Origin of the sequence: Kordiimonas sp. UBA4487 (assembly GCF_002389025.1) — a bacterium.
Lineage (GTDB): Bacteria > Pseudomonadota > Alphaproteobacteria > Sphingomonadales > Kordiimonadaceae > Kordiimonas > Kordiimonas lacus.
This window is the reverse complement of the sequence record NZ_DGNR01000015.1, coordinates 246,928-271,121: the sequence shown is the minus strand read 5'-3', so window position 1 is coordinate 271,121 and position 24,194 is coordinate 246,928. Positions and strand designations below refer to the sequence as shown.

Here is a 24,194-nt window from a genome sequence, read left to right as displayed (position 1 = left end):
CAATAAGGGACAAGAAAAATGTTTGAGTTTCCCCATTTGAAATTCGGCCACGGCGAAGATATGGAAATGCTGCGCGAAACGGTGGCCCGCTTCGCCCGCGACGAGATCGCCCCGCGCGCCGAAGAGATTGACGCAACCAACACCTTCCCGTCTGTCCTGTGGCAGAAGATGGGCGATCTGGGCATCCTGGGCATGACGGCGCCCGAGGAGTTCGGCGGTGCCGATATGGGCTATCTGGCGCACGTGATCGCGATGGAAGAGATCAGCCGGGCGTCCGCAAGCGTGGGCCTGAGCTACGGAGCGCACTCAAACCTGTGTGTTAACCAGATCACCAAAAACTGTAATGCCGAGCAGAAAGCCAAGTATCTGCCCAAGCTGATCACGGGCGAGCATGTCGGCGCGCTGGCGATGTCAGAACCCGGTGCGGGGTCAGACGTGGTCTCCATGCGCCTGAAAGCCGAAAAGCGCAACGACGGTTACATGCTGAACGGCAACAAGATGTGGATCACCAACGGCCCCGATGCCGATGTCCTGATGGTTTACGCCAAAACCGACATCGACGCAGGCCCGCGCGGCATCACCGCTTTCCTGGTTGAGAAAGGCATGAAGGGCTTCTCGACCGCCCAGAAGCTGGACAAGCTGGGCATGCGCGGCTCGAACACCTGTGAACTGGTGTTCGAAGACTGCCTCGTGCCGTTTGAAAATGTGGTACGCGAAGAAGGTGACGGCGTGAAGGTGCTGATGTCCGGGCTTGATTATGAGCGCGTTGTCCTGTCTGGCGGCTCGCTCGGCATCATGCGCGCCTGCCTCGATACCGTCATCCCCTATGTTCACGAACGCACCCAGTTCGGCAAGGCCATCGGTGAATTCCAGCTGATGCAGGGCAAACTGGCGGACATGTACTCTACCTGGGGCGCCTGCCGGGCCTATGTTTATGCAGTCGCAGAAGCCTGTGACCGTGGCGAAACCACGCGCAAGGACGCCGCTGGATGCATCCTCTATGCATCAGAGAAAGCCACATGGATGGCGGGCGAAGCGATCCAGGCACTTGGCGGTAATGGTTATATCAACGAATATCCAACAGGCCGCCTATGGCGCGACGCCAAGCTCTATGAAATCGGCGCCGGCACATCAGAGATTCGCCGCATGCTGATTGGTCGCGAGCTGTTCAAAGAGACAGCCTGATCATGGCCCAGCCCATTACCTATAAAGGCACCGTTTACCCCTGGCACTGCGACCATATGGGGCACATGAATGTCATGTGGTACACGGGAAAGATGGACGAAGCCTCATGGCAACTATTCAGCAGCTTGGGGCTGACACCCGCCTACCTGAAATCGTCCGGGCGCGGCATGGCCGCGCTCGAGATCAACACGCGCTACCTGGCCGAGCTTGTCGCTGGTGATGTTGTCAGCGTGCGTACCCGCGTGACCGAGATTCTCAAGGACAAGATCATCAAGTTCAGCCATGAACTGATGCGCGATACCGACGGCACTGTCGCCGCCATATCCGAGCTGACGGCCATCCATATGGATACCGCGGCCCGTCGGTCCTGCGCGTTCGAGCAAAGAATCCGCGAGAGCATCACCAACCTGATCACCCAGCACAAGGCAGCCACCTGAAGCTAAAATCATACGGCGACATTTCGCCGCATCCCCGAAAGCAGCCAGTCGATCTTTTCTAGAAACCCAGCATAAGGCGCTGATTTTTCTAGCATTTCCAACCCACCGGCGAAGACATCGCCGCACTGTCGTTAATCTTAATAAGAATGATTATTAAAATTATTTGACAATGTCACGGGGCCCGGCTAAATCCTGCGCATCACGCTAACTAATAATGGTTATCAGTTTTAATTGCAGAATTAAGAGCCACCCTCCCTCCCCGAAATGAAGGTGGCCGATTTGAAACAGGGAATGACATGAAACACCTCATCAAGACCTCCGTTTCCGCCATGGCTATGGCTGCTGCGCTTGCAACGACCGCCAGCGCACAGGACGACATGCCTTCGAAGGAAGAAATGTGGAAAATGCTGATGGCTCAGCAAAAACAGATTGCTGAGCTCAAGTCCAAAGTGGAAGCGCTGAGCATGGAAGGTGTTCAGGTCTCGGCCGCTGATCGCAAGGAAATTGAAGAGCTTCGCACCCAGGTAGCGACCAACACAGAAGCTGTTGAAGCTACAACCGGCCTTGTTGAAACCGCCCTTAACGGTGACAGCAGCACCCCAGACAATGCGCTCCGCAACTTCCGCGGCGCTGACTGGGCCCGCCGCACCACCATCGGCGGTTACGGCGAGCTGCACTATAATGGCGGCGACGCGGACGAGATCGATTTCCACCGTTTCGTTCTGTTCGCCAACCACCGGTTCAACGACTGGATCCAGCTGCAGTCCGAGCTTGAGCTTGAGCACTCGCTGGCCGGCGACGGCAAACCAGGTGAAGTTGAGCTTGAGCAAGCCTTCATTGACATGGACCTGACAACCGGCCTGGGCCTGAAATTCGGCGAGCATGACCGCCACAACTTCCGCGCCGGTCTGTTCCTGATGCCTGTTGGTATCCTCAACGAAGTGCACGAGCCAAACACCTTCTTCGGCGTTGAGCGCAACAACGTTGAAAAGAACATCATCCCGACCACATGGTGGGAAGGCGGCTTCGGCCTGAACGGTCAACTGACCCAAGGCCTGTCGTATGACATCTATTACACGTCCGGCCTTGCTGTGGCGACCGAAGGCAGCAAAGCCTACAACATTCGCAGCGGCCGCAAGAAAGTGGCTGAGGCACCAGCAGAAAACGCAGCGATCACCGCGCGCCTGAAGTGGACCGCGATCCCTGGCGTTGAACTGGCCGCAACCTTCCAGCACCAGAATGACATCACGCAAGGCGTTGCTGATGCTGACGCGAACCTGTTTGAAGCACACGCCAATATCCAGAAATCCGGCTTTGGATTCCGTGCCCTTTATGCCCGCTGGGATATCGACAGCGCTGACGCCGAAGCGATCGGCCGTGATGAGCAGGTTGGCTGGTACATTGAGCCAAGCTACCGCTTCTCCGTGTCCCCAGACTTCGGTGACTTCGGCATCTTTGCCCGTCACGAGCAGTGGGATACCGAAGCTGGCCTGGGCCTGGACAGCAACAACAAAACCACAACGTTCGGCTTTAACTATTGGCCACACAACAATGTTGTGTTTAAGTTTGACTATCAGTCGCAAAAACTGGGCTTCGGCGCGGACGGTGACGACCGCATCAACCTCGGCGTTGGTTACCAGTTCTAAGCTATTGAGGCTTAAAAGAAATTGGGTTTGAATGGTACAAGAGACCAAACAAGACAAACTCACACTATGGCTCCGCCCTCTCGTCACGAGGGGGCGGCTTTGCCTGTTTATAAGCATGCTTGCCTGGGGCTTTATGCCCTTGCCGCTGAATGCCGAAACCGTAAAGGCAGAGACTTATCAGCCACCCGCAGCCTTTGTCGCCAACGCGTTTGGCGGCAAAACACCGCGGCCTAAGACGCTCTGGCTAAAGCCTGACCTTCAGGACCAGATCGCGGACATCATGGACCAGCCGCTCAGCGCCCTGCGGCTGCGCTATTGGCGCGAGGGTGACCGCACCGCCTGGATTCTGGAAAAAGTGGGCAAGGAACAGCCCATCACCGCAGGCTTTGTTGTGGAGGCCGACAAGCTGGTTGAAACCAACGTGCTGGTCTACCGCGAAAGCCGGGGTTGGGAAGTGAAATATCCTGCCTTCAGGAACCAGTTCGCAGGCGCCATGCTGGATGATGCGCGCGAACTGGACACCAACATCGACGGCATTTCCGGCGCCACCCTTTCCGTGAATGCCATGCGCAAGATGGCACGGCTCGCCTTGTTCCTCCATGGGCATGTGGTAGCCAAAGGGGCCAAGTCATGAACGCCCCGTTCCTGGACCCGAAAACATCAGAAAAACGCCGCCGGGCCGCCAAGCTACGCGCATCGCTGGTACGCTGGCACCGGCGCCTTGGGGTCGCGGCGGCCTTATTGGTGCTGCTTTTGTCGGTGACCGGCATCATCCTGTCACACGCGGAAAGCTTCCGCCTGCATGAAACCAACATTTCTCCCGTCCTTGCTGAGACCTTTTATGACGCAGCACCGGCCACCCCACCATCTGGCGTGGAAACGAGCCAGGGCTGGCTCGTCTGGCTGGACCGGTCCCTGTATCTGAACGGAATGGCGCTTCCGCGACAGCTCAGCACGCTGCACGGCGTTGTGGAAACCGATATGCTGGTTGCCATTGCGGGACAAAATGAAATTCTGCTGTTCACCCGCGACGGTGATTTTGTCGAAACACTAAACAGCGCGGCACTCCCCGGCCCTGTAGACCGTATCGCCAAAATCTCGGATGATTTGGTCGTGATCGAAAGCGCTGGCGGGTATTACCAGACCACTGGCGACTTCCTTGACTGGCAGGCGACAGAGTTTGAGACCGCCGACTTTATCGGCTGGTCCGCGCCCACACAGGCCCTGCCCGCTTCAGTTCGGCAAACGGCTTTGGAAGTACACGGTGTGGCGGAAGTGACCACGCACCGCTTTGTGTCAGACCTCCATAGCGGTCGCAGTTTTGGCCCCTGGGGGCCTTTCATCATGGATGCCGCCGCCATATTGCTGATCTTCCTGTCGCTCTCGGGCTTCTATATGTGGTGGCGCCAGCGCAGGGCCCGCATCCAGAACAAGCGCTTGATGCCGCCAGCGGAATAATGGCCTAAAGCCCGATACGGATCGGATCGCCTTCCAGAGGCCGCAGAAACGCAGCGGCGCCTTCAAATTTCGACAGTATCTCAGGCGCTTTCTCGGGCGGTACGACTGTCAGCACCGTCGATAGGCCGTCCGCGATCGTGGCCGTTGGCGCCGTCACCGTCACGCTGTGATAGCGGTTTGCGCTCAACCCGGTCTTGGGGTTGAAGATATGATGCACGTCACCTCCCGTGTTGAAAACAGCTCCGCTGGGCGATGATGTCGATACCGCGCGGTCTGTCACCTCCAGCGTTTCAAACACGCGCCATGGCGCCTCCGCGTCGGCAATGCCTATCTGCCAGGGCTTTACGCTGCCGTCCTGCTGGGGCTTGCCGCCAAGGGCACGGTATTCGCCCATATTGATCAGGGCGTGGTCAAAGCCCCGTTTGCGCAGAATTTCATGGGCGCGGTCCGTGAGGTAACCCTGCACAATACCATTGAAACTGAGTGCCATGCCCTCGACCGCCAAACGGATACTGCCGTCATCAACCAGAACCTTATCAAGCCCGACCTTGGCGCGCGCGGTCGCGATCGCTTCTGGCGATGGCCCCGGATCATCCGGTGCACGCGGTGTGGCATAATAGTCGGCATACAGCTCCCACAGCGGCTGGATGGTTGGGTCGAACAGGCCGTCGCTTTCCCGCCACAGGCGGCGGCTGACATCAAGGATTTCCAGCATTTCGGGGGCTGCGGGCGCAAGCATGCCAGATTTGTTCAGGCGCGACAGCTCAGACCCGAATACATAGATAGTGAAAATGCCAGCCAGGCGCTTCACCTCCGCCGTGATTTCCTTTATCGCCGCAATCGAGGCAGCGTCATGCTCATGATAGAGCGTCAGGTTGGTTTCCGCCCCAAGGAGGCTGCCTTCCCACACATAGGGTGTCAGCTTTTTGCGCTTGTCCGCATTTTCTCCGCAGGAGCCAAGGGCCAAGGCTGCGGTACCGCCCGCAACAATCTGCAGAAAACGTCTACGTGGCAATCCGGCGTCTTTGAGCATGCACATCCCCTATCATGGTCTTCCAGTCTAGCGGTTGGAAACAACCGGTTCAATTGATCAAATCTATCCCTGTGGGTCAGCCCAGCATGTGATTCTTTGGCCGGAATCCGCTATAGTGCCCTCGCGGTTGCCCTGTACCTTTCGCCCGCGCCAAACAGTATCAGAGAAATATATTGATTTTTGGCAAAAATACGTCAGTATTGCTGACGTTATTTTGACACCCCATAGATTGAGGTTCTAGATCCATGTCTGAGTACAAGCCCTTGAAATTCCACGTGCCGGAGCCCCCGCGCCGCCCGGGCGACGAGCCTGACTTTTCTGGTGTAGTGATTCCCGAGGCAGGCAGTGTGCGCCGTCCTCCGGTTGATTCCAGCGCCGCCGACATGAAGGAACTGGCATCCACCATGGTTCGCGTCCTCAACAAGGATGGGGAAGCTGTTGGTCCGTGGGCTGAGGGCCTTGATGACGACATCCTCATCCAGGGCCTGAAGAACATGATCCGTGTTCGCGCCTATGATGAGCGGATGATGACCCTGCAGCGTCAGGGCAAGACCAGCTTTTATATGAAGTGTACTGGCGAAGAGGCAATCGCCGTCGGGTTCCGTGCCGCCATGGAAAAAGGCGACATGAATTTCCCGACCTACCGCCAGCAAGGCCTGTTGCTCTCGACCGATTATCCGCTTGTCGACATGATCTGCCAGATTCTGTCGAACTCGCGCGATCCGCTGAAGGGCCGCCAACTGCCGATTATGTACAGCTCGAAAGAACACGGCTTCTTCTCGATCTCCGGCAACCTCGGGACCCAGTTCATCCAGGCCGTTGGCTGGGCCATGGCAAGCGCCATCAAGGGCGACACCAAGATCGCTGCGGGCTGGATCGGTGACGGTTCAACCGCGGAAACCGATTTCCACGCCGCGCTCGTGAACGCGTCCGTCTACAAGCCACCGGTTGTCCTGAACATCGTGAACAACCAGTGGGCAATCTCCAGCTTCCGCGGTATCGCGGGCGGTGACCACGCCACCTTCGGCGAGCGGGCGCTAGGGTATGACTTCCCTGCCCTGCGGGTCGACGGCAACGACTTCCTCGCGGTTTACGCGGCCTCCAAGTGGGCCGTTGAGCGCGCGCGCCTCGGCTTCGGCCCAACGCTGATCGAGTGGGTAACTTACCGCGTAGCGCCGCACTCCACGTCGGATGACCCAAGCCAGTACCGGCCGAAAGAAGAATCATCCGCCTGGCCGCTGGGTGACCCTATCCTCAGGCTCAAGAATCACCTGATCAGCCGCGATCTGTGGTCAGAGGAGCGCCAGACGCAAACCGAAGCCGAGTATAATGATGAAATTCGTGCCGCCACCAAGGAAGCCGAAAGCTACGGCGTGATGGGGTCCGGCGCGAGCCCGAAAGACATGTTCGACGATGTGTACGAAGAGATGCCCCCGCACCTTCGTGAACAACGCCAGAAGTTGGGAGTATAATCCATGCCGCAGATGTCTATGATTGAAGCCATCCGGGATGCGATGGACGTGAAAATGGGCCAGGACGACGATGTCGTCGTTTACGGCGAAGATGTGGGTTATTTCGGCGGTGTATTCCGCTGTACGCACGGCCTGCAGAAGAAATATGGCTCTCACCGGGTGTTCGATAGCCCGATCAACGAGAGCGGCATCGTGGGCACCGCCATCGGCATGGGTGCCTATGGCATTCGCCCCTGCATCGAGATCCAGTTCGCCGACTATATCTATCCGGCCTACGACCAGATTGTGTCTGAGGCCGCGCGCCTGCGCTACCGGTCGAATAAGGATTTCACTGCACCGATCACCATCCGCACGCCATGCGGCGGCGGCATTTTCGGTGGCCAGACCCACAGCCAGAGCCCGGAAAGCCTGTTCACCCACGTCTCTGGCGTGAAAACGGTGATCCCGTCAAACCCGTATGACGCCAAAGGCTTGCTGATCGCCTCCATTGAAGACAATGACCCGGTGATCTTCTTTGAGCCCAAGCGTCTCTATAACGGCCCGTTCGACGGCCACCATGACCGCCCGGCATCGAACTGGTCCAAGCACCCGCTGGGGGACGTGCCGGAAGGCCACTATACGGTGCCGATCGGGAAGGCGTCTGTGTTCAGTGAAGGCAAGGACGTTACAATCCTGACATACGGCACCATGGTGTTCGTGGCAGAAGCCGCCAAGAAGGAAACCGGCATCGACGCCGAGATCATCGACCTGCGCACCCTGATGCCGCTCGATGTGGATACGATCGTGGAATCGGTGAAGAAAACCGGCCGCTGCATGGTGCTGCATGAAGCAACGCAAACCTCCGGCTTTGGCGCTGAACTGTCGGCCCAGGTGCAGGAGCGCTGCTTCTACCACCTTGAGGCACCTGTTGTGCGCGTCTGCGGCTTCGATACGCCCTACCCGCACGCCCAGGAATGGGACTATTTCCCTGGCCCGGCCCGCGTTGGCCGCGAGCTTAAAGCAATGATGGAGGCCGTATAATGGGCATTCACAAGATCCAGATGCCAGACGTAGGCGAAGGGATTACCGAAGCCGAAATCGTTGAGTGGAACGTCAAGGTTGGCGATGTCGTGAAGGAAGACGACGTGATTGCCGCCGTGATGACCGACAAGGCAACCGTTGAGATCCCCTCCCCTGTTGATGGTACCGTCACCGAAATCCTCGGTGAGATCGGGTCCATGACGCCGGTGGGCAGCGTGATCATCGCGCTTGAGGTCGAAGGCGAAGGCAACAACATCCCGGATGCGCCTGTGGCAGAGCCTGAGCCCGCCCCGGAAGCTGAAGCCCCGAAAGAACCATCGGATGAAGCACCCAAGGCAGCTGCAGCAGCCTCTTCCGGCGCCTCCGCGCCCAAGCTTGCTGCGTCCGCGCCCAAGGCCAAGGCCAAGGCTCCAGCCAAGGCTGGCCCAAGCGGTGCACCGCGCGCCGAAGGCGAGAAGCCGCTGGCGTCGCCTGCTGTCAGGAAGCGCGCCATGGATGCCGGCGTGAAGCTTCAATATGTGCACGGTACGGGCCCGGCGGGCCGCATCACGCACGAAGATCTGGAAGATTATATCTCCGGCGCCAGCGCGCCTGCCGGTGGCTCCAGCCGCCGCGCAGACACCAGCGTTGAGGAAATCAAGGTTATTGGCCTTCGCCGCAAGATCGGCGAGCGCATGCAGGACGCCAAAAGCCGCATCCCCCACATTACCTATGTGGAAGAAGTGGATGTGACCGAGCTTGAAAGCCTGCGCGAGCACATGAACGCAACCAGGAAGGCGGATCAGCCAAAGCTGACCATCCTGCCCTTCATCATGCTGGCCATGGTCAAGTCGCTGAAGGTCTACCCAAAATGCAGCGCGCATTATTATGATGCCGACGGCGTGGTGCACCAGTTTGGCGCCGCGCACATCGGCATGGCCGCGCAAACGCCGGGCGGCCTGATGGTGCCTGTGCTCAAGCACGCTGAAGCCATGGACATCTGGGGCATCGCCAATGAGACCCGCCGCCTAGCGGAAGCTGCGCGCGACGGCTCGATCACGCGGGAAGAGCTCACCGGCTCCACGATCACGCTCTCCAGCCTCGGCCGGATGGGCGGTATCGTCTCGACGCCGGTGATCAACAGCCCGGAAGTCGCCATTGTTGGTGTCAACAAGGTTGCTGTTCGTCCCGTGTGGAAAGACGGTGGTTTTGTTCCGCGCAAGATCATGAACCTGTCGTCCTCCTTCGACCACCGCATCATCGACGGCTGGGACGCTGCTGAATTCATCCAGAAAATCAGGGAGCTGATGGAAAACCCAGCCACCCTGTTCATGGAGGACTAAATGACGACCATGAACTGCAACACGCTTGTGCTAGGCGCAGGCCCCGGCGGCTATGTGGCCGCAATCCGCGCAGGCCAGCTTGGCATCGACACGATCATCGTTGAAGGCAATAAGCCCGGCGGCACCTGCCTCAATGTGGGCTGTATCCCCTCCAAGGCGCTGATCCACGCAGCGGAAGAGTATGAAAAGGCTGTTCACTATACCTATGAGAACAACCTTGGCATCACTGTTCAAAAGCCTGAGATTGACCTCAAGAAAACCGTTGGCTGGAAAGACGGCATCGTGAAGCGCCTGAACAGTGGCGTTGCGGGCCTTCTGAAGAAAGCCAAGGTCAAGTCTGTTGAAGGCTGGGGCACCATGTTGGACGGCAAGACCTGTGAGGTCGAAACCGCTGACGGCAAGGTGACCATCAAGGCCAAGAATGTCATTCTGGCCACCGGTTCCGTGCCTGTGGAAATCCCAAGCCTGCCCTATGGCGGCAATATTATTTCCTCAACCGAAGCGCTGTCGCTCGACAAGGTGCCCTCAAGGCTTGTTGTCATCGGCGGCGGCTATATTGGGCTCGAGCTTGGCATCGCCTACGCCAAGATGGGTGCAAAAGTAACCGTGGTGGAAGCCATGGGCAGCATCCTGCCCCAGTATGACGCAGAGCTCACCAAGCCGGTTGCCGAAAGCCTAAAGAAGCTGGGTGTTGAGGTTCTCTTGAACACCAAAGCCAAGGAAGCGACCAAAAAGCAGGACGGCCTGGTGGTTGAAACAGCGACTGGCCAAGAAGAGACCCTGCCCGCGGACAAAATCCTTGTCACTGTGGGCCGCCGCGCCAAAACCGATGGCTGGGGCCTTGAAGGCCTGGACCTCAAGATGAACGGGCGCGTGGTCGCCATTGATGACAAGTGCCAGACATCCATGAGCGGCGTCTACGCCATCGGCGACCTGACGGGCGAGCCGATGCTGGCGCACCGTGCCATGGCGCAAGGTGAAATGGTCGCAGAGATCATCGCTGGCGAAAACCGCACCTTCGACAAAGTTGCGATCCCGGCTGTGTGCTTCACGGACCCAGAGATCGTCACCGCCGGCCTGTCGCCGGATGAGGCGAAGGACGCCGGCTATGAGACGCAGATCGGTCTGTTCCCGTTCCAGGCCAACGGCCGCGCCATGACCATGGAAGCCGAAACCGGTTTCGTGCGTGTGGTGGCCCGTAAAGATAATCACGTGGTTCTGGGCATCCAGGCTGTGGGTAAAGGTGTGTCTGAGCTTTCAGCAGCCTTCTCGCTCGCCCTTGAGATGGGCGCGCGCCTTGAAGATATCGCTGGCACGATCCATGCGCACCCGACGCAGTCGGAAGGCTTCCAGGAAGCCGCCCTCAAGGCCCTCGGCCACGCGCTGCATATCTAAGCTGCGATACCACACAGAATTGAGAAAGCCGGGGCAACCACCCCGGCTTTTCTTTTGTCAGTTATGCGCCAGCCTGTAGTGCTGGTCCAAATAAAGCCGCATCCAGCCCCTGAACGCGGATTGCCCTGCAATCAATAATGCAAGCAGCCCGACCCCAAGCAGCAAGGAGAAGATCATTCCGCCCCAAGTCGGCCCGGGTATCAGCGACAAAGCCTTTGGCTTATTGACAGTAACCCTAAGTAGTCCGCCCTTTTCATTCATGGTTGGCGGCATCTGCAGAATCCGGCTGTATTCTATCTCTTGGTCCAGGGCAACCAGAGCCTGCAAGCGCTCAGAAAACGTCTCAGGCTGGATTGTCCTTTGTCCAGCGGCCAATTGGCTCCCGTGGTCATCCAATATCTCCGCGCTGGAGATATAGGGATATTCCATTAGACCAGAAACAACCTCCTGGCTAAGATCCGCATCCAGGATCAACACTGATCGCGTACCCGCGGTTTCTGCCACATCAAGGCTTCTTGCCACGGCCTGTTCTAGATACTCGTCCGCTGTTTGAACTGTCAGAAGCAGATAACAGACAACAGCAAACAGGCCAAAAGCCAGAGTGCTCCATCTGCTGCTGATGGCCGCCTGTGCCGAAGGACGAACTGTCTTGATTACCGGGCAATCGGCAGGTGTCTCATCCTCTGTCAGGGTTCCCTCCCCAATCGCCGTTTCAACAACGGCCGACAGCCGGCAACCAGTCACGCCTTCGAAGCCCTTATCTGTCAAGTATCCTATGAAAGCATCATCATTCACTTCGCACTCAGCATCACCGCACATCAGGGCCGCGCGCAAGGCCGCGTTTGATTTCCAGCCAAGGCCGCGGGCCATGGCTTCCGCCCGGTGTGAGGATTTGATATGCGGCAGGTTAAGGCCCAGTTCCTTCTTGATCAGCTGGGCATGCTTAAGTGTTATGAGAATTGTCATCTCATGTTCCTTCAAATCGATGTCAGTCCGCCGATTACACTGCCATCCTGAAAAACATGGATGAAGAATAGGATAAGGGTAACGTTTGACTCGGCGACAGGTCATGTGGGCTACCAGACACGAACTTATGCTACCCGTAGCTTCATCTGTCGTCAATGCCATGCATCTGAGTCGTGGGTTCCCCTTACGGAATGCATAGGAAATCTAGGCACTTGGCAAAAATTACTTGTGCTTGATCACAAATTACAAAAAAGCCCCCAAAAGCTATCTTAAGATTGCGAAATTCAGAAATCTTCGAAAGCTCATTTCCCAAGTTTAGTGCGATAATTCGTCCAGATTAGAGATCTGGCTTCTCGGCGAATATGCCACCGGGAAGCGGAAGATGTGGTTACCAGACGGCCCGGCCCAGCCAAAACAATAAGCATGCCGGCCCCCGTGGGAACGCCCCTAAAGCCCCCAAGGTAACGACAGGGTATGACGAGTAACCGGGGAAACCCGGCACGGGATTAATTGGGAAGGATTTCGACTATGCCCGTTTTCGATTCACGCAGCTTCAAGAACCACGAACAGGTCGTATTCTGTTCTGACGAAGCTTCTGGCCTGAAAGCCATCATCGCTGTGCATTCCACTGCCCTCGGCCCTGCCACAGGCGGCACGCGCTTCTGGGACTATGCTGCAAACCACCGTCGTTCCGCGCCAATCGATGTGGCCGAAACCCGCGGCGAGCAGGATGCCGTTTATGACGTCCTGCGCCTGTCGCGCGGCATGTCCTTCAAGAACGCGATGGCTGGCCTCCGCCTTGGTGGCGGCAAGTCCGTCATCATCGGCAACCCGAAAGAGCTGGGCACGCCAGAGCTGATGCGCGCCTTCGGCCGCATGATCAACCGTCTGGGCGGCAGCTACTATGCCGCGGAAGACGTTGGCACCAGCCCTGACATGCTGGCTGCAGCCGCAGAGACCACAAATTTTGTGTGTGGCCTCGAGGGCGGCGACTTCGGCACGGGCGACCCATCCCCGCACACGGCACTGGGCGTCTACACCGGCATCAAAGCTGCTGTGAAACACCGCCTGGGCAAAGACAGCCTCAATGGTGTGACCGTTGCGGTTCAGGGCCTTGGCCACGTTGGCCAGTATCTGGTTGACCACCTGCGCGGTGACGGTGCGAAAATCGTCGTGACTGACATTGTTGACGCCAACATCCAAGCGGTTCTGGCAAAAGGTGACGCCGAAGTGGTTGCGCCTGACGCCATCCACGCTGTGGACTGTGACGTGTTCGCGCCTTGTGCCCTTGGCGGCGTGTTGAACCCGAAATCGCTGGGTGACATCAAAGCCACCATCGTTGCGGGTGCCTCCAACAACCAGCTGGAAACTGAAGGCCGGGAAGACGAAGAACTGCGTAAACGCGGTATTCTGTATGCGCCTGACTATGTGATCAACGCTGGCGGCATCATTTCGGTTGAATCCGAAGTGTACAAGGAAAAGCCAAACGCTGCAGAGCGTGAAGCCAAGGTTCTGCGTATCGGTGACACGCTGACCAAGATCTTCAATGCCAGTGACAAGGAAGGCCGCCCAACGGGTGTGATCGCCAACGAAATGGCTGAAGACATCATTCGCCGTGCCAACGAAGCCAAGCTGGCTGCGGCAGCTGAATAACAACAAGAACTGAAACTTTCCTCCAGAAAGTTCCTGAAGGCTCCCGCAATCGCGGGGGCCTTTTTTCTATGGCATATGAGCCCCCTGCCCGCCCCTTCGCACTACAGCAAAAAGAAAGGCCGCCACAGGTGTGGCAGCCTCAATTAGGCCCTCAGGCCAGCCCAAATTATTATTGTTGTGACGTCTCTCTAGCTCGCAGCCTTCGCCAGGCGTCCGCCCGCGTTCGCATAGGCCTGCGTACCGTTATTGTGTACCTTGTCTGTGTCGAGCACTGTGTCTGGTGTATAGACAGTCTCGTTAGCTTCCAGCTCGTCATAGATCGGGCCGAAATCCTGATATGTGGCGTCCAGCAGCTCCTGGAAGCTGTCGATCACCCAGTAGGTCTGCTGGAAGTCATCAATGCGGTAGTCGGTTTTCATCAGGCGCATCAGGTCAAAGTGGATGCGGTTCGGGCTCGCGTCCTCAAGGCAGAAGATGCTCTCGGATTTAGAGCTGACGATCCCGGCACCATAGATGCGCATGCCCTTCGGGGTATTGATCAGGCCGAACTCCACGGTGTACCAGTAAAGCCGCGCCAGGTTCTGCAACACGCCACGGCCAGCCGCGCGCTGGCCGCCCTTGCCATACGCTTCCATATAGTCAGCAAATGTCGGGTTCGCGAGCAAGGGCACATGGCCGAACACATCGTGGAACACATCCGGTTCCTGCAGATAATCCAGCTGCGCTTCCGGGCGAATGAAGTTGCCCGCCGGGAAGCGGCGGTTCGCCAGATGGTCAAAGAACACATCATCCGGCACCAGGTCCGGCACCGCAACAACCGTCCAGCCCGTGATTTCTTTCAAACGGCAGGACAGCTCATCAAAACGCGGGATGCCGCCATCAGACAGCTTCAGCGAATGCAGCCCTTCCATGAACTCATCACACGCGCGGCCTTCCAGCATCTGTTCCTGACGGGCATACAGCCGGTCCCACCGGTCATGCTCCTCGTCGGTGAAATGCTCCCAATTCTGGTCAACCGTATAGTCTTCGTTTACTTCAACTTCCCGGCCAAGACGTGTCTTGATTTTCATGGGTCCCTCCTAACAAAAAACGTTACGCTTGCGGCGCGTCCGGCTGGTTCTCCGGCGCGGCTGCGATAAAGGCCTGCTCTTGCTGGCACGCGGCATCGATGGACAGAATGGTTGGGAACGCATCAAGTGGCGTGCCGAAACGCCGCGCGTTCCAAACCTGCGGCACCAGATAGATGTCAGCCATGCTCGGCGTGTCGCCAAAGCAGAAGCGGCCTCGGTGCTCACTTGACGCCAGCATGGCTTCAAGCGCCGTGAACCCCTCTGTAACCCAGTGATGATACCACGAATTGGTAGCATCTTCATCCGCACCCAGCTGGCCCTTGATGCGCATCAGCACCGATAGGTTATTCAAGGGGTGGATATCGCAACCAATCAGGCTCGCCAGCTGGCGCACATAGGCACGGTCGGCCATGCCTTCCGGCAACAACGATGGCCGTGGGTAGGCTTCATCCAGATATTCGAGGATGGCAGGCGACTGGCTCAGCGCCACATCGCCATCAATGAAGTACGGCACCCGCCCTTGCGGGTTCAGCTTCAGATAATCCTCGGATTTCTGCTCGCTCACACCCGGCTTCAGGTTGATGGCGCGGTGCTCATAGTCAAGCCCCTTCAGCCCAAGGGCAATGCGCACCCGGAAGGCTGCCGAAGACCGGAAATAACCATATAGGATGCGCATCATATTCCCCGCTTTATCCTTGGGTCACGACCTGATCGATGGCACCGAAGATCGACGCACCGTCACGGTCAAACATTTCGATTCGAATCGAGTCGCCAAACTTCATGAAGCTGGTCGACGGCTTGCCGTCCTCGATCGTCTCGATCATGCGGATTTCGGCAATGCAGCTGTAGCCCACGCCGCCCTCTGAAACCGGCTTGCCCGGGCCGCCGTCCATCTTGTTCGACACAGTACCGGAGCCGATGATGGCGCCAGCGCCCAGCGGACGGGTTTTCGCGGCGTGCGACACCAGCTTGGCGAAATTGAAGGTCATGTCGATGCCGGCTTCGGGCTTGCCGAAGATCGTGCCGTTATAGTGGGACACCAGCGGCAGGTGCAGCTTGGTATCTTCCCATACGCCGTCCAGCTCATCAGGGGTTACGCACACGGGGCTGAAAGCGCTCGAAGGCTTGCTTTGGAAAAAGCCGAAGCCTTTCGCCAGCTCACCCGGGATCAGGCCCCGCAGCGATACGTCGTTGACCAGCATCAGCAGCTTGATGTGGCCCGCCGCATCGGCTTCCGACACGCCCATCGGCACGTCGTCAGTGATCACAGCAATTTCAGCCTCGAAATCGATACCGAAGCCCTCATCCTGTGGCATCACAATCTTGTCGCGTGGGCCCAGGAACGTGTCGGAGCCGCCCTGGTACATAAGTGGGTCAGTCCAGAAGGTTTCCGGCATTTCCGCGTTCCGTGCCTTACGCACCAGTTCAACGTGGTTGACGTAAGCCGAACCGTCAGCCCACTGGTAGGCACGTGGCAGCGGTGAAGCACAATCCGCTTCATTGAAGGCCTCGCCTTCAACCGCGCCGGAATTCAGCGATTCATAAAGCGCGCGCAATTTCGGCAGCGCTGTGGCCCAATCATCAATGGCAGCCTGAAGGGTCGGCGCAATATCTGCTGCCGATGTCATACGCTTCAGGTCTTTGGACACAACAACAAGTTTGCCGTCGCGGCCGTGCTTGAGAGACGCAAGTTTCATAAACTCTGTTCCTTAAACTTTTTTGTTCCAGATCGCCCATGGGTCCCGCACCCGTGGGCGTTTGCCAGATCTTACCCGTGATACCCGGGGAATTCACCTTCGCCGTGCAGCCAGGCTGCCGTCTTTGGTGCTTTCTTGGTTTTCGACCATTCTTCCAGCATTTCCGGGCCCACGCGCTTCAGCTCCTGAAGCATGCCGGGCTCGTCCGTGTTGGCGGCCAGCTCAATCCGGTGGCCGTTGGGGTCAAAGAAATAGATCGACTTGAAGATCGTGTGGTTTGTCGGCCCCAGCACTTCAACGCCCGCAGCCTCAAGACGGTCCTTCGCTTCCAGAAGCTCGTCCATGCTGCCCAGTTTGAAGGCGATATGCTGCACCCACTCAGGCGTGTTGGTGTCGCGGCCCATCTCTGGCTGGTTCGGCAGCTCGAAGAAAGCCAGCACATTGCCGTTCCCGGCATCCAGGAAGATATGCATGTAGGGATCAGGCTCGCCCGTTGACGGCACTTCGTTTTCCGCAATCGCCAGCTGGAAATCCATATCCAGGTTCTTCTGGTAAAATTCCACAGTTTCCTTGGCATCCCGACATCGGTACGCCACGTGATGAACGCCTTGAAGCTTCATTGGTCTCACCCTTCGAATACTTGATACCTGTTGCGCAGGGGCACAAGGCCCCTGCCCGACTGTGATTTGGTTAGGCTGCGTTTTCGTCGACCTTCAGCGCACCACGGCGAATCTGGTCGCGTTCCATGGATTCAAACAGCGCCTTGAAGTTGCCTTCACCGAAGCCGTCATCTTCCTTACGCTGGATGAATTCGAAGAACACAGGGCCCAGGCGCGTTTCAGAGAAAATCTGAAGCAGCAGGCGAGGTTCGCCGCCTTCGGTCGTGCCGTCCAGCAGGATACCGCGGGATTTCAGCTCGTCCACGGGCTCGCCGTGGCCTGGCAGACGCTCTTCCAGCATTTCATAGTAGGTTTCCGGAGGCGCGGTCATGAACGGCACGCCTTTAGCCTTCAGGCGGTCCCAGCACTCCAGCAGGTTGTCGCATGAGAAAGCGATATGCTGGATGCCTTCGCCGTTATAGGCCATCAGGAATTCTTCAATCTGGCCATTGCCGCCAGCCGCTTCTTCATTGAGCGGAATACGGATCTTGCCGTCAGGTGCGGTCATGGCTTTCGACGTCAGGCCGGTATATTCGCCTTTGATGTCGAAATAGCGGATTTCCTTGAAGTTAAAGAACTTCTCGTAGAAATCAGCCCAATATGCCATGCGGCCGCGATAGACATTGTGTGTCAGGTGATCAAGCGTGTGGAAACCACAGCCTTCAGGGTGACGGTCCACGCCTTCGATCCACTCGAAATCAATGTCATAGATGCTGTTGCCGTCGCCGAAGCGGTCGATCAGATAGAGCGCGGCACCGCCGATGCCTTTGATGGCAGGCAGGCGCAGTTCCATCGGCCCCGTTGGCATTTCAATGGGCTGCGCGCCCTTCTTGAGGCACTCTTCATAGGCAAAGTGGGCGTCTTTCACACGGAAAGCCATGCCGCAGGCGCTGGGGCCATGCTCTTCAGCATAATAGGCCGCCGGGCAGTTCGGCTGATAGTTCGCAATGAAATTGATGTCGCCCTGACGCCACAGTGTCACGTCCTTGGAGCGGTGATTGGCCACGTGGGTAAAGCCCATGCTTTCGAATACCGGCTCCAGAATGCCTTTTTCAGGTGCCGTAAACTCAACAAATTCAAAGCCGCAAAGGCCCATTGGGTTCTCAAAGAGATCGGCCATCTTCCAACTCTCCTATATGTCCTATATACAAAATGGAAAGGCGTACAAAAATCTGCTCCCGGAATTTCCGGAATTTTGGACGCCGTGTTAATTTCTCTTGAACCTATATTAGTTTCATACGAAACTAATTGCAAGAGCATGTGTGAGGGAACGATGAAAAAAAATTCAGAGGACGCGATCTGCCTTGCGGATTTCCTGCCCTACCGGTTGTCGGTACTATCGAACCGGATCAGCCGCGCGATTGCCGACGGCTATGAAGAAAAATTCCAGCTGAGCCTGCCTGAATGGCGGGTTATGGCGGTTTTGGGGGAAGAAAGCGACCTCTCGGCAGCCCAGGTGGCCGAGCGCACGGCCATGGATAAAGTGGCTGTATCCCGCGCCGTGAACAAACTTCTGGACAGCGGCCGGCTGGAGCGCCACTTCTCGCCGGAGGACAAGCGCCGGTCCGTTCTCGCTCTCTCGACCGATGGCCGCACCATCTATAACGAAGTGATTCCCATTGCGCTGGGCTATGAGGGCAAAATTCTCGCGAAACTGAGTGCTGTGGAAAAAGAGGCCCTCACGAGCCTTCTTGATAAACTGGAGACGATCCAGCTGCAGGCTTAATCGGCCTTTACGGGCTCTGCATCCGGCATCCCGAACAGATAGCCCTGCAGATAGTCCACGCCCGCACTTTCAAGCATGCGGGCGGTTTTATTGTCTTCAACGCCTTCTGCGATCACTTTGATGTCTGATTGCTTGGCGGAATCAACAATATTGGCCACCAGCGTCCACTTGCGGCCATCATCATTCAGGTCGTGGGTCAGCGACTTATCAAGCTTGATGAAATCAGGCTGGATTTCCGTGATACCCGAAAGGTTATTGAAGCCGGTGCCAAAGTCATCAAGGGCAATGCGAATGCCCCGGTCCTTCAGGCGGCGCACCAGGCTGCGCACGGTTTCCAGGTCAGACAGCTGCTGACTTTCGACAATCTCGAACACAAGCTGGTCTTCGGCCAGCCCGCTTTCACCCAGCACGTTCGACAGCCAGGCTTCCATACCGTCTTCGGTGTCGATGGTGAAGGGCAGAACGTTCACAAACACGCTTTCCTTGAGGCCGAAACCCTTTGCGGTCCGGGTCGCGCACTCACCGGCGGCCATATCAAGGGCATAAAGCATTCCGGCGGATTCGGCGGTTTCAAACAAAACCGGCGCCGGGATTTCCATGCCGTCCGTGTGCAGGCCGCGGATCAGGAACTCATAACCCATGATATTCTTATGGTCCTCAACACACACAATCGGCTGCAGCAAGGATTTGTAGCGGCGGTCGACCAGCAAATCACCCAGCCACTGGGCAGACAGGCGCAGACCGAGTTCCTCAACGGTATGAATACTGCCAAATTCCTGCAGTGTCGGCTTGGCGTTTCCTGACAGCAGCGCCCGGATCAGGCGGCGCTCCTTGGAGGCGAAGGCCTGCTCAAGAACCGGTAAAACCGATTCCATATCGTCCGCAAGGAAGCAGACAACAAGCGGCTCGCCCGTTGGCACTTCAATAAACCCAGCCTTGATGAGAATGGCGCGCAGACGGTCACTCAGATGCTCGTCATAGCACCAGAAAAAGGCATGCCCCAAACCTGAGACAATTGGAAACAAAGACTGATCAGGCAACACTCGACCCCTCAAGCTGTCTGATATTAACTATCACTATGGCCTCACACTCAATCACTTTTCACCACCCGGGTAAAGGCTTGTTTCCAATTTGTTACCCCCTGCCCCAAGAGGCCAGAAAGAAGCAAGCGAGCCTTTCTTGCCCGCAGCCATCCAGCAGGGACAAGTCCCCTGGACAGCAGATCAATTTCGGCCCCACGATAGCCATAAGACCTTTCGAATATCTTACCGCCACGCGCGCGAGTTGATAAAACAACGGGCATGACCTTTGCGAGCGCTTCAGCTTTGTCGGCCCAGACCTCAGACAGATGCCCCGCCCCAAAGGCTTCTATCACCAGACCTTGATAGCCAGCCTCGGCCACCATATCGAGCATTCGGCCGTCGTCATCTATCACGGCACTCACAAGGGCCACAGGCGCAAATTCTTTGACCCCAGAAAGACTTACGTCGCGCACTGGGCAATCCTTGCGCCAATGCAACTGCCCTTCTGCAACCGTAGCCATCGGTCCTTGCTCTGACTGGAAAGCCTGCAGGCTCGACGTGTGCTCCTTGGCGACACGCCAGGGATCGTGAAGCTCGCCGTTCATCATAAGCGCAACGCCGCGCAACCGGCTGTCGGTTGCCGCCAGTACGGAATCATAAAGGTTCGCCGGTCCATCGGCCCCCGGCTGATTGGGCGTGCGCATGGCGCCGGTAAAGACAACCGGCTTATCACTTTGGTTCATGAGGCTGGCCAGAAACGCCGTTTCCTCCATCGAATCAGTGCCCTGGGTAACAACGACAGCATCTGCGTCACAGGCGCTGGCACGGTCCATGATATCGGCGATCAGCGGCATGGTGAGATTGGCGCTGCCCTTCTGCACCAGCGTTTCAGCGTGCAGGTCGGCCAAATCCTCAAGGCCCGGCACGGCCGAGATAAGGTCGCGCGCGGTCAGAGACGGAATGACCCCCGCGCTTGCGCCGGGGGTCATCGCAATGGTTCCGCCGAGGGCGAAAACCTGGATGACGGGTTTCTTGTTCATACCCGCCATATATACCAGTTGACGTTACGCGCCAATAGCTTCCAGCGCTGGCGTGTAATCAAGGTTCTGGTCGCGTGCAACGGCTTCATACGTGATCTTGCCTTCGCACACATTCAGGCCCGCCAGCAGGTGCTTGTCGTCCGCCAGCGCTTGTTTCCAGCCCTTGTTGGCGATGGCAACAGCATGACGGAGCGTCGCGTTGTTGAGCGCCAGCGTGGAGGTGCGGGCAACACCACCCGGCATGTTGGCAACGCAGTAATGCACCACTTCGTCAACAATGTAGGTTGGGTTCTCGTGAGTCGTCGCCTTGGACGTCTCGAAGCAACCACCCTGGTCGATGGCCACATCAACAAGCACGCTACCGCGCATCATCTTGCCGATCATCTCGCGGGTCACCAGCTTCGGTGCCGCCGCACCCGGGATCAGAACCGCGCCAACCACCAGGTCAGACGCCAGGCAATGCTCTTCAACGGCATCCTGCGTGGAGAACACAGTCTTCACCGTGCCTTTGAAGATGTCGTCCAGCTGCTGCAGGCGGCGGATCGAACGGTCAAGGATCGTCACGTCCGCGCCCATGCCAACAGCCATACGCGCTGCGTTTGTGCCCACAACACCGCCACCGATCACGGTAACTTTGGCAGGCGCAACGCCCGGCACGCCGCCCAGCAGCATACCACGACCACCTTGGCTCATCTCAAGAGCATGAGCACCGGCCTGGATCGACATACGGCCTGCAACCTCAGACATTGGCGCAAGAAGGGGGAGGCCGCCAAAGTCGTCGGTTACTGTTTCGTATGCGATCGCAATCGCACCGGATTTGATCAGACCTTGGGTCTGCTGGGGGTCCGGAGCCAGGTGGAGGTAAGTATAGAGGATCTGGCCTTCACGCAGCATTTCGCATTCAACTGCCTGGGGCTCTTTCACTTTCACGATCATGTCGGCTTTCGCAAACACTTCAGCAGCCGTATCGATGATTTTGGCGCCAACAGCTTCATACATGTCGTTGGTGAAGCCGATCTCGAAACCGGCATTATTCTGAACGATAACCTCGTGGCCGTGTGCAATCAGCTCACGTACAGACGCAGGCGTCAGACCAACACGATACTCACGGTTCTTAATTTCCTTAGGAACACCTACAAGCATTCTGCCCTCCTAAAAACTGGTTTTGCTTGTGCGGCAAGGGATCGCCTGACGGCCTTATGATCGGTCGTTCCAGTCCCCTCACTTCTCTGGCAGGGAATTTACTCCAAAGCCGTTAGAATGTCCTTGCAAAGACATGCGTTTTGATTGATCATTTTGCATGATTATTGTGCTATTTAAAATATATACGCAGGAATCTGCGAATGATTAAACTTGATAAGATTGATCGTGCCATCCTGGATGCCCTGCAGAAGGATGGCCGCCTGTCGAATGTTGAGCTGGCTGACAAGGTTGGCCTATCGGAATCCGCATGCCTCAGGCGCGTCAAGAACCTGGACGACAAGGGCGTGATCATGCATTACGCCGCCCACCTGAACGCCAGCGCCGTCGGGCTGCCCGGCACGGTGTTTGTGCGCATCTCGCTTGAAGACCAGCAGGAGGAAAAGCTCCGCCGGTTCGAGGAAGCCGTGCGCGGCGTGATGGAGGTGATGGAATGTTATCTGATGAGCGGCGACGTGGACTATATGATCCGCGTGGCGGTGAAGGATGCGCCGGATTATGAGCGCATCCACAATATTCTCACCCGCCTGCCCGGCGTGGCGCGCGTGCATTCAAGTTTCGCGCTCAGGAATGTGCTGAGACGGACAAGGCTGCCCCTGCCCGCCCAGGAAGGCTGACACTGCTACTGGGTATCATCTGAAGGCTGTGACACAAACAGCAGCGACGCGAGCCCCACGATCATGAAAAGGGCGCAACCAGACAGCAGGAATGGGTCTATATAGATCTGATCGCTGAAAGAAAATGTGCCACCGGAAATCTTCCGCCATCCGGCAAAATGCTGTGCAGCGGCGACATGGGCGCCAAGAAACGCCACAGAGGTAGCAATGTAGCGCAATAGCCAATGGCGCGGATTAGGCAGCATCAGTATGATGCCAAGCAAGGCAATGACCGTACGCTGCGTCCGGCAATAGGGACACTCATAAACAAGGCCTGTCAGGTCAAGCACCCAAGCCGCAACCCCAACCAAAAGCGCCATTAAACCAATTAATCTTATATTATTGGTGTATTTTTCTATTTTTAAAATCATCAACAGCATTATGTCCTCCATATCATGCTAAACGCGATATTTTTGGACTCATTATCAGACATTAAAAAAGCGCCACCCGTTCTGCGACGAATGGCGCCCAAAATGCGATAATGCGAATGCTAGAGCCAATCCGGCACCGGCAGGTTCTTTGACTTCAGAAATTCAGGGTTGAACAGCTTGGACTGATAACGAAGCCCACTGTCACACAGCAACGTCACAATCGTGTGCCCGGGCCCCATCTGTTTCGCCAGGCGAATGGCCCCTGCCACATTGATCCCGGTGGAGGAGCCCACACACAGCCCTTCGCGTTTCATCAGGTCGAACGCGATCGGCAGTGCTTCCTCGTCCGGAATCTGGAAAGCCTCATCAATTGGCGCGCCTTCAAGGTTCGCCGTAATCCGGCCCTGCCCGATACCTTCGGCGATGGAGCTGCCTTCGGCCTTCAACTCGCCATGCTTGACATAGTTATAGATGGCGGCGCCCATCGGGTCAGCCAGGCCAAGAACGATGTCCTTGTTGAATTCCTTGAGTCCCATGCCCGTACCCACCAGCGAGCCACCGGAACCAACTGCGGTGATAAAGGCGTCAACCTTGCCGTTCGTCTGGTCCCAGATCTCGCGCGCAGTGGTTTTGATGTGCGCCTCGCGGTTCGCCACATTGTCAAACTGGTTGGCCCAAATCACACCATGCTGTTCCGTTGCGGCAAGCTCTTCAGCCCGGCGCTTGGCCACATGGTTAAAGTTTCCCGGGTTGGAATATGGGGCGGCAGGCACAAGTTCGAGCCCCGCGCCCATAATGCGCAGCGTATCAATCTTTTCCTGGCTTTGGGTGTTGGGCATCACGATCAGGGTACGGTAACCCTTGGCGTTCGCCACCACCGTCAGGCCGATACCCGTGTTGCCGGCAGTGCCTTCCACAATCAGCCCGCCAGGCTCAAGAAGGCCCTTCTTTTCGGCATCTTCAATGATATTCAGCGCCGGGCGGTCCTTCAACGACCCACCGGGATTGGCATATTCCGCCTTGCCCAAAATGGTGCAGCCTGTCAGTTCTGACGCATATTTCAGTTTGATAAGCGGGGTGTTGCCAATTGCGGCAAGCGCGCCAGTCTGGGCCGTCATGATGAACTCTCCAAAAGAAACTCTTTCTTAATTGGCTAGCGTTTTGAC

General features: G+C 57.2%; 24 protein-coding genes. 12 read left to right on the top strand and 12 right to left on the bottom strand.

Translation table 11 applies throughout. From position 1 onward, the window contains the following. The first annotated feature begins 18 nt into the window (after window positions 1-18). The 5 genes from B3Z17_RS17715 (at window position 19) to B3Z17_RS17695 (ending at window position 4,726) form a co-directional block, all read left to right on the top strand. A complete protein-coding gene (locus tag B3Z17_RS17715) occupies window positions 19-1,185 on the top strand; it encodes an isovaleryl-CoA dehydrogenase (RefSeq protein ID WP_286831065.1) in 1,167 nt (388 codons plus the stop codon). A gap of 2 nt (window positions 1,186-1,187) precedes the next feature. Beyond that, on the top strand, window positions 1,188-1,622 hold the full coding sequence (locus B3Z17_RS17710) for an acyl-CoA thioesterase (RefSeq protein ID WP_286831064.1): 435 nt from the start codon (window positions 1,188-1,190) through the stop codon (window positions 1,620-1,622). A 296-nt stretch (window positions 1,623-1,918) separates the two neighbouring features. Beyond that, window positions 1,919-3,268, top strand: a complete 1,350-nt coding sequence (locus B3Z17_RS17705; RefSeq protein WP_286831062.1) for an autotransporter outer membrane beta-barrel domain-containing protein — start codon at window positions 1,919-1,921, stop codon at window positions 3,266-3,268. 133 nt (window positions 3,269-3,401) lie between these two features. Next, window positions 3,402-3,902, top strand: coding sequence for an FMN-binding protein (locus B3Z17_RS17700; protein ID WP_286831060.1), 501 nt, complete (start codon window positions 3,402-3,404; stop codon window positions 3,900-3,902). Then, window positions 3,899-4,726, top strand: a complete 828-nt coding sequence (locus B3Z17_RS17695) for a PepSY-associated TM helix domain-containing protein (protein ID WP_286831059.1) — start codon at window positions 3,899-3,901, stop codon at window positions 4,724-4,726. The genes B3Z17_RS17700 and B3Z17_RS17695 overlap by 4 nt, the downstream gene beginning before the upstream one ends. A 4-nt stretch (window positions 4,727-4,730) precedes the next feature. On the opposite strand, the gene B3Z17_RS17690 is transcribed toward B3Z17_RS17695, so the two are convergent. Continuing rightward, window positions 4,731-5,759, bottom strand: a complete 1,029-nt coding sequence (locus tag B3Z17_RS17690) for an FAD:protein FMN transferase (protein ID WP_286831058.1) — start codon at window positions 5,757-5,759, stop codon at window positions 4,731-4,733. Between the two features lie 245 nt (window positions 5,760-6,004). Between B3Z17_RS17690 and B3Z17_RS17685 the strand changes: the two genes are divergently transcribed. From B3Z17_RS17685 to lpdA, 4 genes are read left to right on the top strand one after another with little or no spacing between them, the layout of a single operon-like run. After that, window positions 6,005-7,231: a 3-methyl-2-oxobutanoate dehydrogenase (2-methylpropanoyl-transferring) subunit alpha gene (locus B3Z17_RS17685; RefSeq protein WP_286831056.1), complete on the top strand. Its 1,227-nt coding sequence runs from the start codon at window positions 6,005-6,007 to the stop codon at window positions 7,229-7,231. Between the two features lie 3 nt (window positions 7,232-7,234). Next, the gene (locus B3Z17_RS17680; protein WP_068306724.1) at window positions 7,235-8,251 is read left to right on the top strand and encodes an alpha-ketoacid dehydrogenase subunit beta; all 1,017 of its coding nucleotides are present in this window, start codon (window positions 7,235-7,237) and stop codon (window positions 8,249-8,251) included. Beyond that, window positions 8,251-9,573 carry a dihydrolipoamide acetyltransferase family protein gene (locus B3Z17_RS17675; protein WP_286831055.1) on the top strand — a complete coding sequence of 441 codons (1,323 nt, stop codon included), beginning with the start codon at window positions 8,251-8,253 and terminating at the stop codon, window positions 9,571-9,573. The genes B3Z17_RS17680 and B3Z17_RS17675 overlap by 1 nt, the downstream gene beginning before the upstream one ends. Beyond that, window positions 9,574-10,968: a dihydrolipoyl dehydrogenase gene (lpdA, locus tag B3Z17_RS17670; RefSeq protein ID WP_286831054.1), complete on the top strand. Its 1,395-nt coding sequence runs from the start codon at window positions 9,574-9,576 to the stop codon at window positions 10,966-10,968. 57 nt (window positions 10,969-11,025) lie between these two features. Here lpdA and B3Z17_RS17665 read toward each other — a convergent pair whose 3' ends face one another. Further along, entirely contained in the window at window positions 11,026-12,096 is a 1,071-nt protein-coding gene (locus B3Z17_RS17665) for a hypothetical protein (protein WP_286831053.1), read from the bottom strand. A gap of 366 nt (window positions 12,097-12,462) precedes the next feature. On the opposite strand from B3Z17_RS17665, the gene B3Z17_RS17660 reads away from it, so the two are divergent. Continuing rightward, window positions 12,463-13,587, top strand: coding sequence for a Leu/Phe/Val dehydrogenase (locus B3Z17_RS17660; RefSeq protein WP_068306730.1), 1,125 nt, complete (start codon window positions 12,463-12,465; stop codon window positions 13,585-13,587). Between the two features lie 188 nt (window positions 13,588-13,775). On the opposite strand, the gene phhA is transcribed toward B3Z17_RS17660, so the two are convergent. The 5 genes from phhA to hppD form a co-directional block, all read right to left on the bottom strand. After that, window positions 13,776-14,657, bottom strand: coding sequence for a phenylalanine 4-monooxygenase (gene phhA / locus B3Z17_RS17655; protein ID WP_286831052.1), 882 nt, complete (start codon window positions 14,655-14,657; stop codon window positions 13,776-13,778). Between the two features lie 22 nt (window positions 14,658-14,679). Then, window positions 14,680-15,333 (bottom strand): maleylacetoacetate isomerase, encoded by a 654-nt coding sequence (gene maiA, locus B3Z17_RS17650; RefSeq protein WP_082714639.1) that lies wholly within the window; start codon window positions 15,331-15,333, stop codon window positions 14,680-14,682. A gap of 13 nt (window positions 15,334-15,346) precedes the next feature. After that, on the bottom strand, window positions 15,347-16,354 hold the full coding sequence (locus B3Z17_RS17645) for a fumarylacetoacetate hydrolase family protein (RefSeq protein ID WP_068306736.1): 1,008 nt from the start codon (window positions 16,352-16,354) through the stop codon (window positions 15,347-15,349). Between the two features lie 71 nt (window positions 16,355-16,425). After that, on the bottom strand, window positions 16,426-16,974 hold the full coding sequence (locus B3Z17_RS17640; RefSeq protein WP_286831049.1) for a VOC family protein: 549 nt from the start codon (window positions 16,972-16,974) through the stop codon (window positions 16,426-16,428). A gap of 70 nt (window positions 16,975-17,044) precedes the next feature. After that, on the bottom strand, window positions 17,045-18,133 hold the full coding sequence (gene hppD, locus B3Z17_RS17635; protein ID WP_068306741.1) for a 4-hydroxyphenylpyruvate dioxygenase: 1,089 nt from the start codon (window positions 18,131-18,133) through the stop codon (window positions 17,045-17,047). 153 nt (window positions 18,134-18,286) lie between these two features. On the opposite strand from hppD, the gene B3Z17_RS17630 reads away from it, so the two are divergent. Further along, window positions 18,287-18,739 (top strand): MarR family winged helix-turn-helix transcriptional regulator, encoded by a 453-nt coding sequence (locus B3Z17_RS17630; RefSeq protein ID WP_286831048.1) that lies wholly within the window; start codon window positions 18,287-18,289, stop codon window positions 18,737-18,739. Here B3Z17_RS17630 and B3Z17_RS17625 read toward each other — a convergent pair. Genes B3Z17_RS17625 through ald form a run of 3 tightly spaced genes read right to left on the bottom strand, consistent with a single transcriptional unit; the run spans window position 18,736 to window position 21,944 of the window. Then, window positions 18,736-19,779, bottom strand: a complete 1,044-nt coding sequence (locus B3Z17_RS17625; RefSeq protein ID WP_139167639.1) for an EAL domain-containing protein — start codon at window positions 19,777-19,779, stop codon at window positions 18,736-18,738. The two genes, B3Z17_RS17630 and B3Z17_RS17625, sit on opposite strands and share 4 nt — an antisense overlap. A 50-nt stretch (window positions 19,780-19,829) precedes the next feature. Further along, the gene (locus tag B3Z17_RS17620) at window positions 19,830-20,801 is read right to left on the bottom strand and encodes an asparaginase (protein WP_286831046.1); all 972 of its coding nucleotides are present in this window, start codon (window positions 20,799-20,801) and stop codon (window positions 19,830-19,832) included. 24 nt (window positions 20,802-20,825) lie between these two features. Then, a complete protein-coding gene (gene ald / locus B3Z17_RS17615) occupies window positions 20,826-21,944 on the bottom strand; it encodes an alanine dehydrogenase (protein ID WP_068306751.1) in 1,119 nt (372 codons plus the stop codon). A 200-nt stretch (window positions 21,945-22,144) separates the two neighbouring features. Between ald and B3Z17_RS17610 the strand changes: the two genes are divergently transcribed. After that, entirely contained in the window at window positions 22,145-22,618 is a 474-nt protein-coding gene (locus B3Z17_RS17610; protein WP_068306753.1) for an Lrp/AsnC family transcriptional regulator, read from the top strand. A gap of 5 nt (window positions 22,619-22,623) precedes the next feature. Here the strand turns inward: B3Z17_RS17610 and B3Z17_RS17605 are convergent, their stop codons facing one another. Together B3Z17_RS17605 and B3Z17_RS17600 are read right to left on the bottom strand one after the other, a co-directional pair. After that, window positions 22,624-23,037 carry a disulfide bond formation protein B gene (locus B3Z17_RS17605; RefSeq protein WP_286831045.1) on the bottom strand — a complete coding sequence of 138 codons (414 nt, stop codon included), beginning with the start codon at window positions 23,035-23,037 and terminating at the stop codon, window positions 22,624-22,626. Window positions 23,038-23,147: 110 nt separating this feature from the next. After that, complete coding sequence (locus B3Z17_RS17600) at window positions 23,148-24,146, bottom strand: cysteine synthase A (protein ID WP_286831043.1); 999 nt, start codon at window positions 24,144-24,146, stop codon at window positions 23,148-23,150. Window positions 24,147-24,194: the final 48 nt, after the last annotated feature.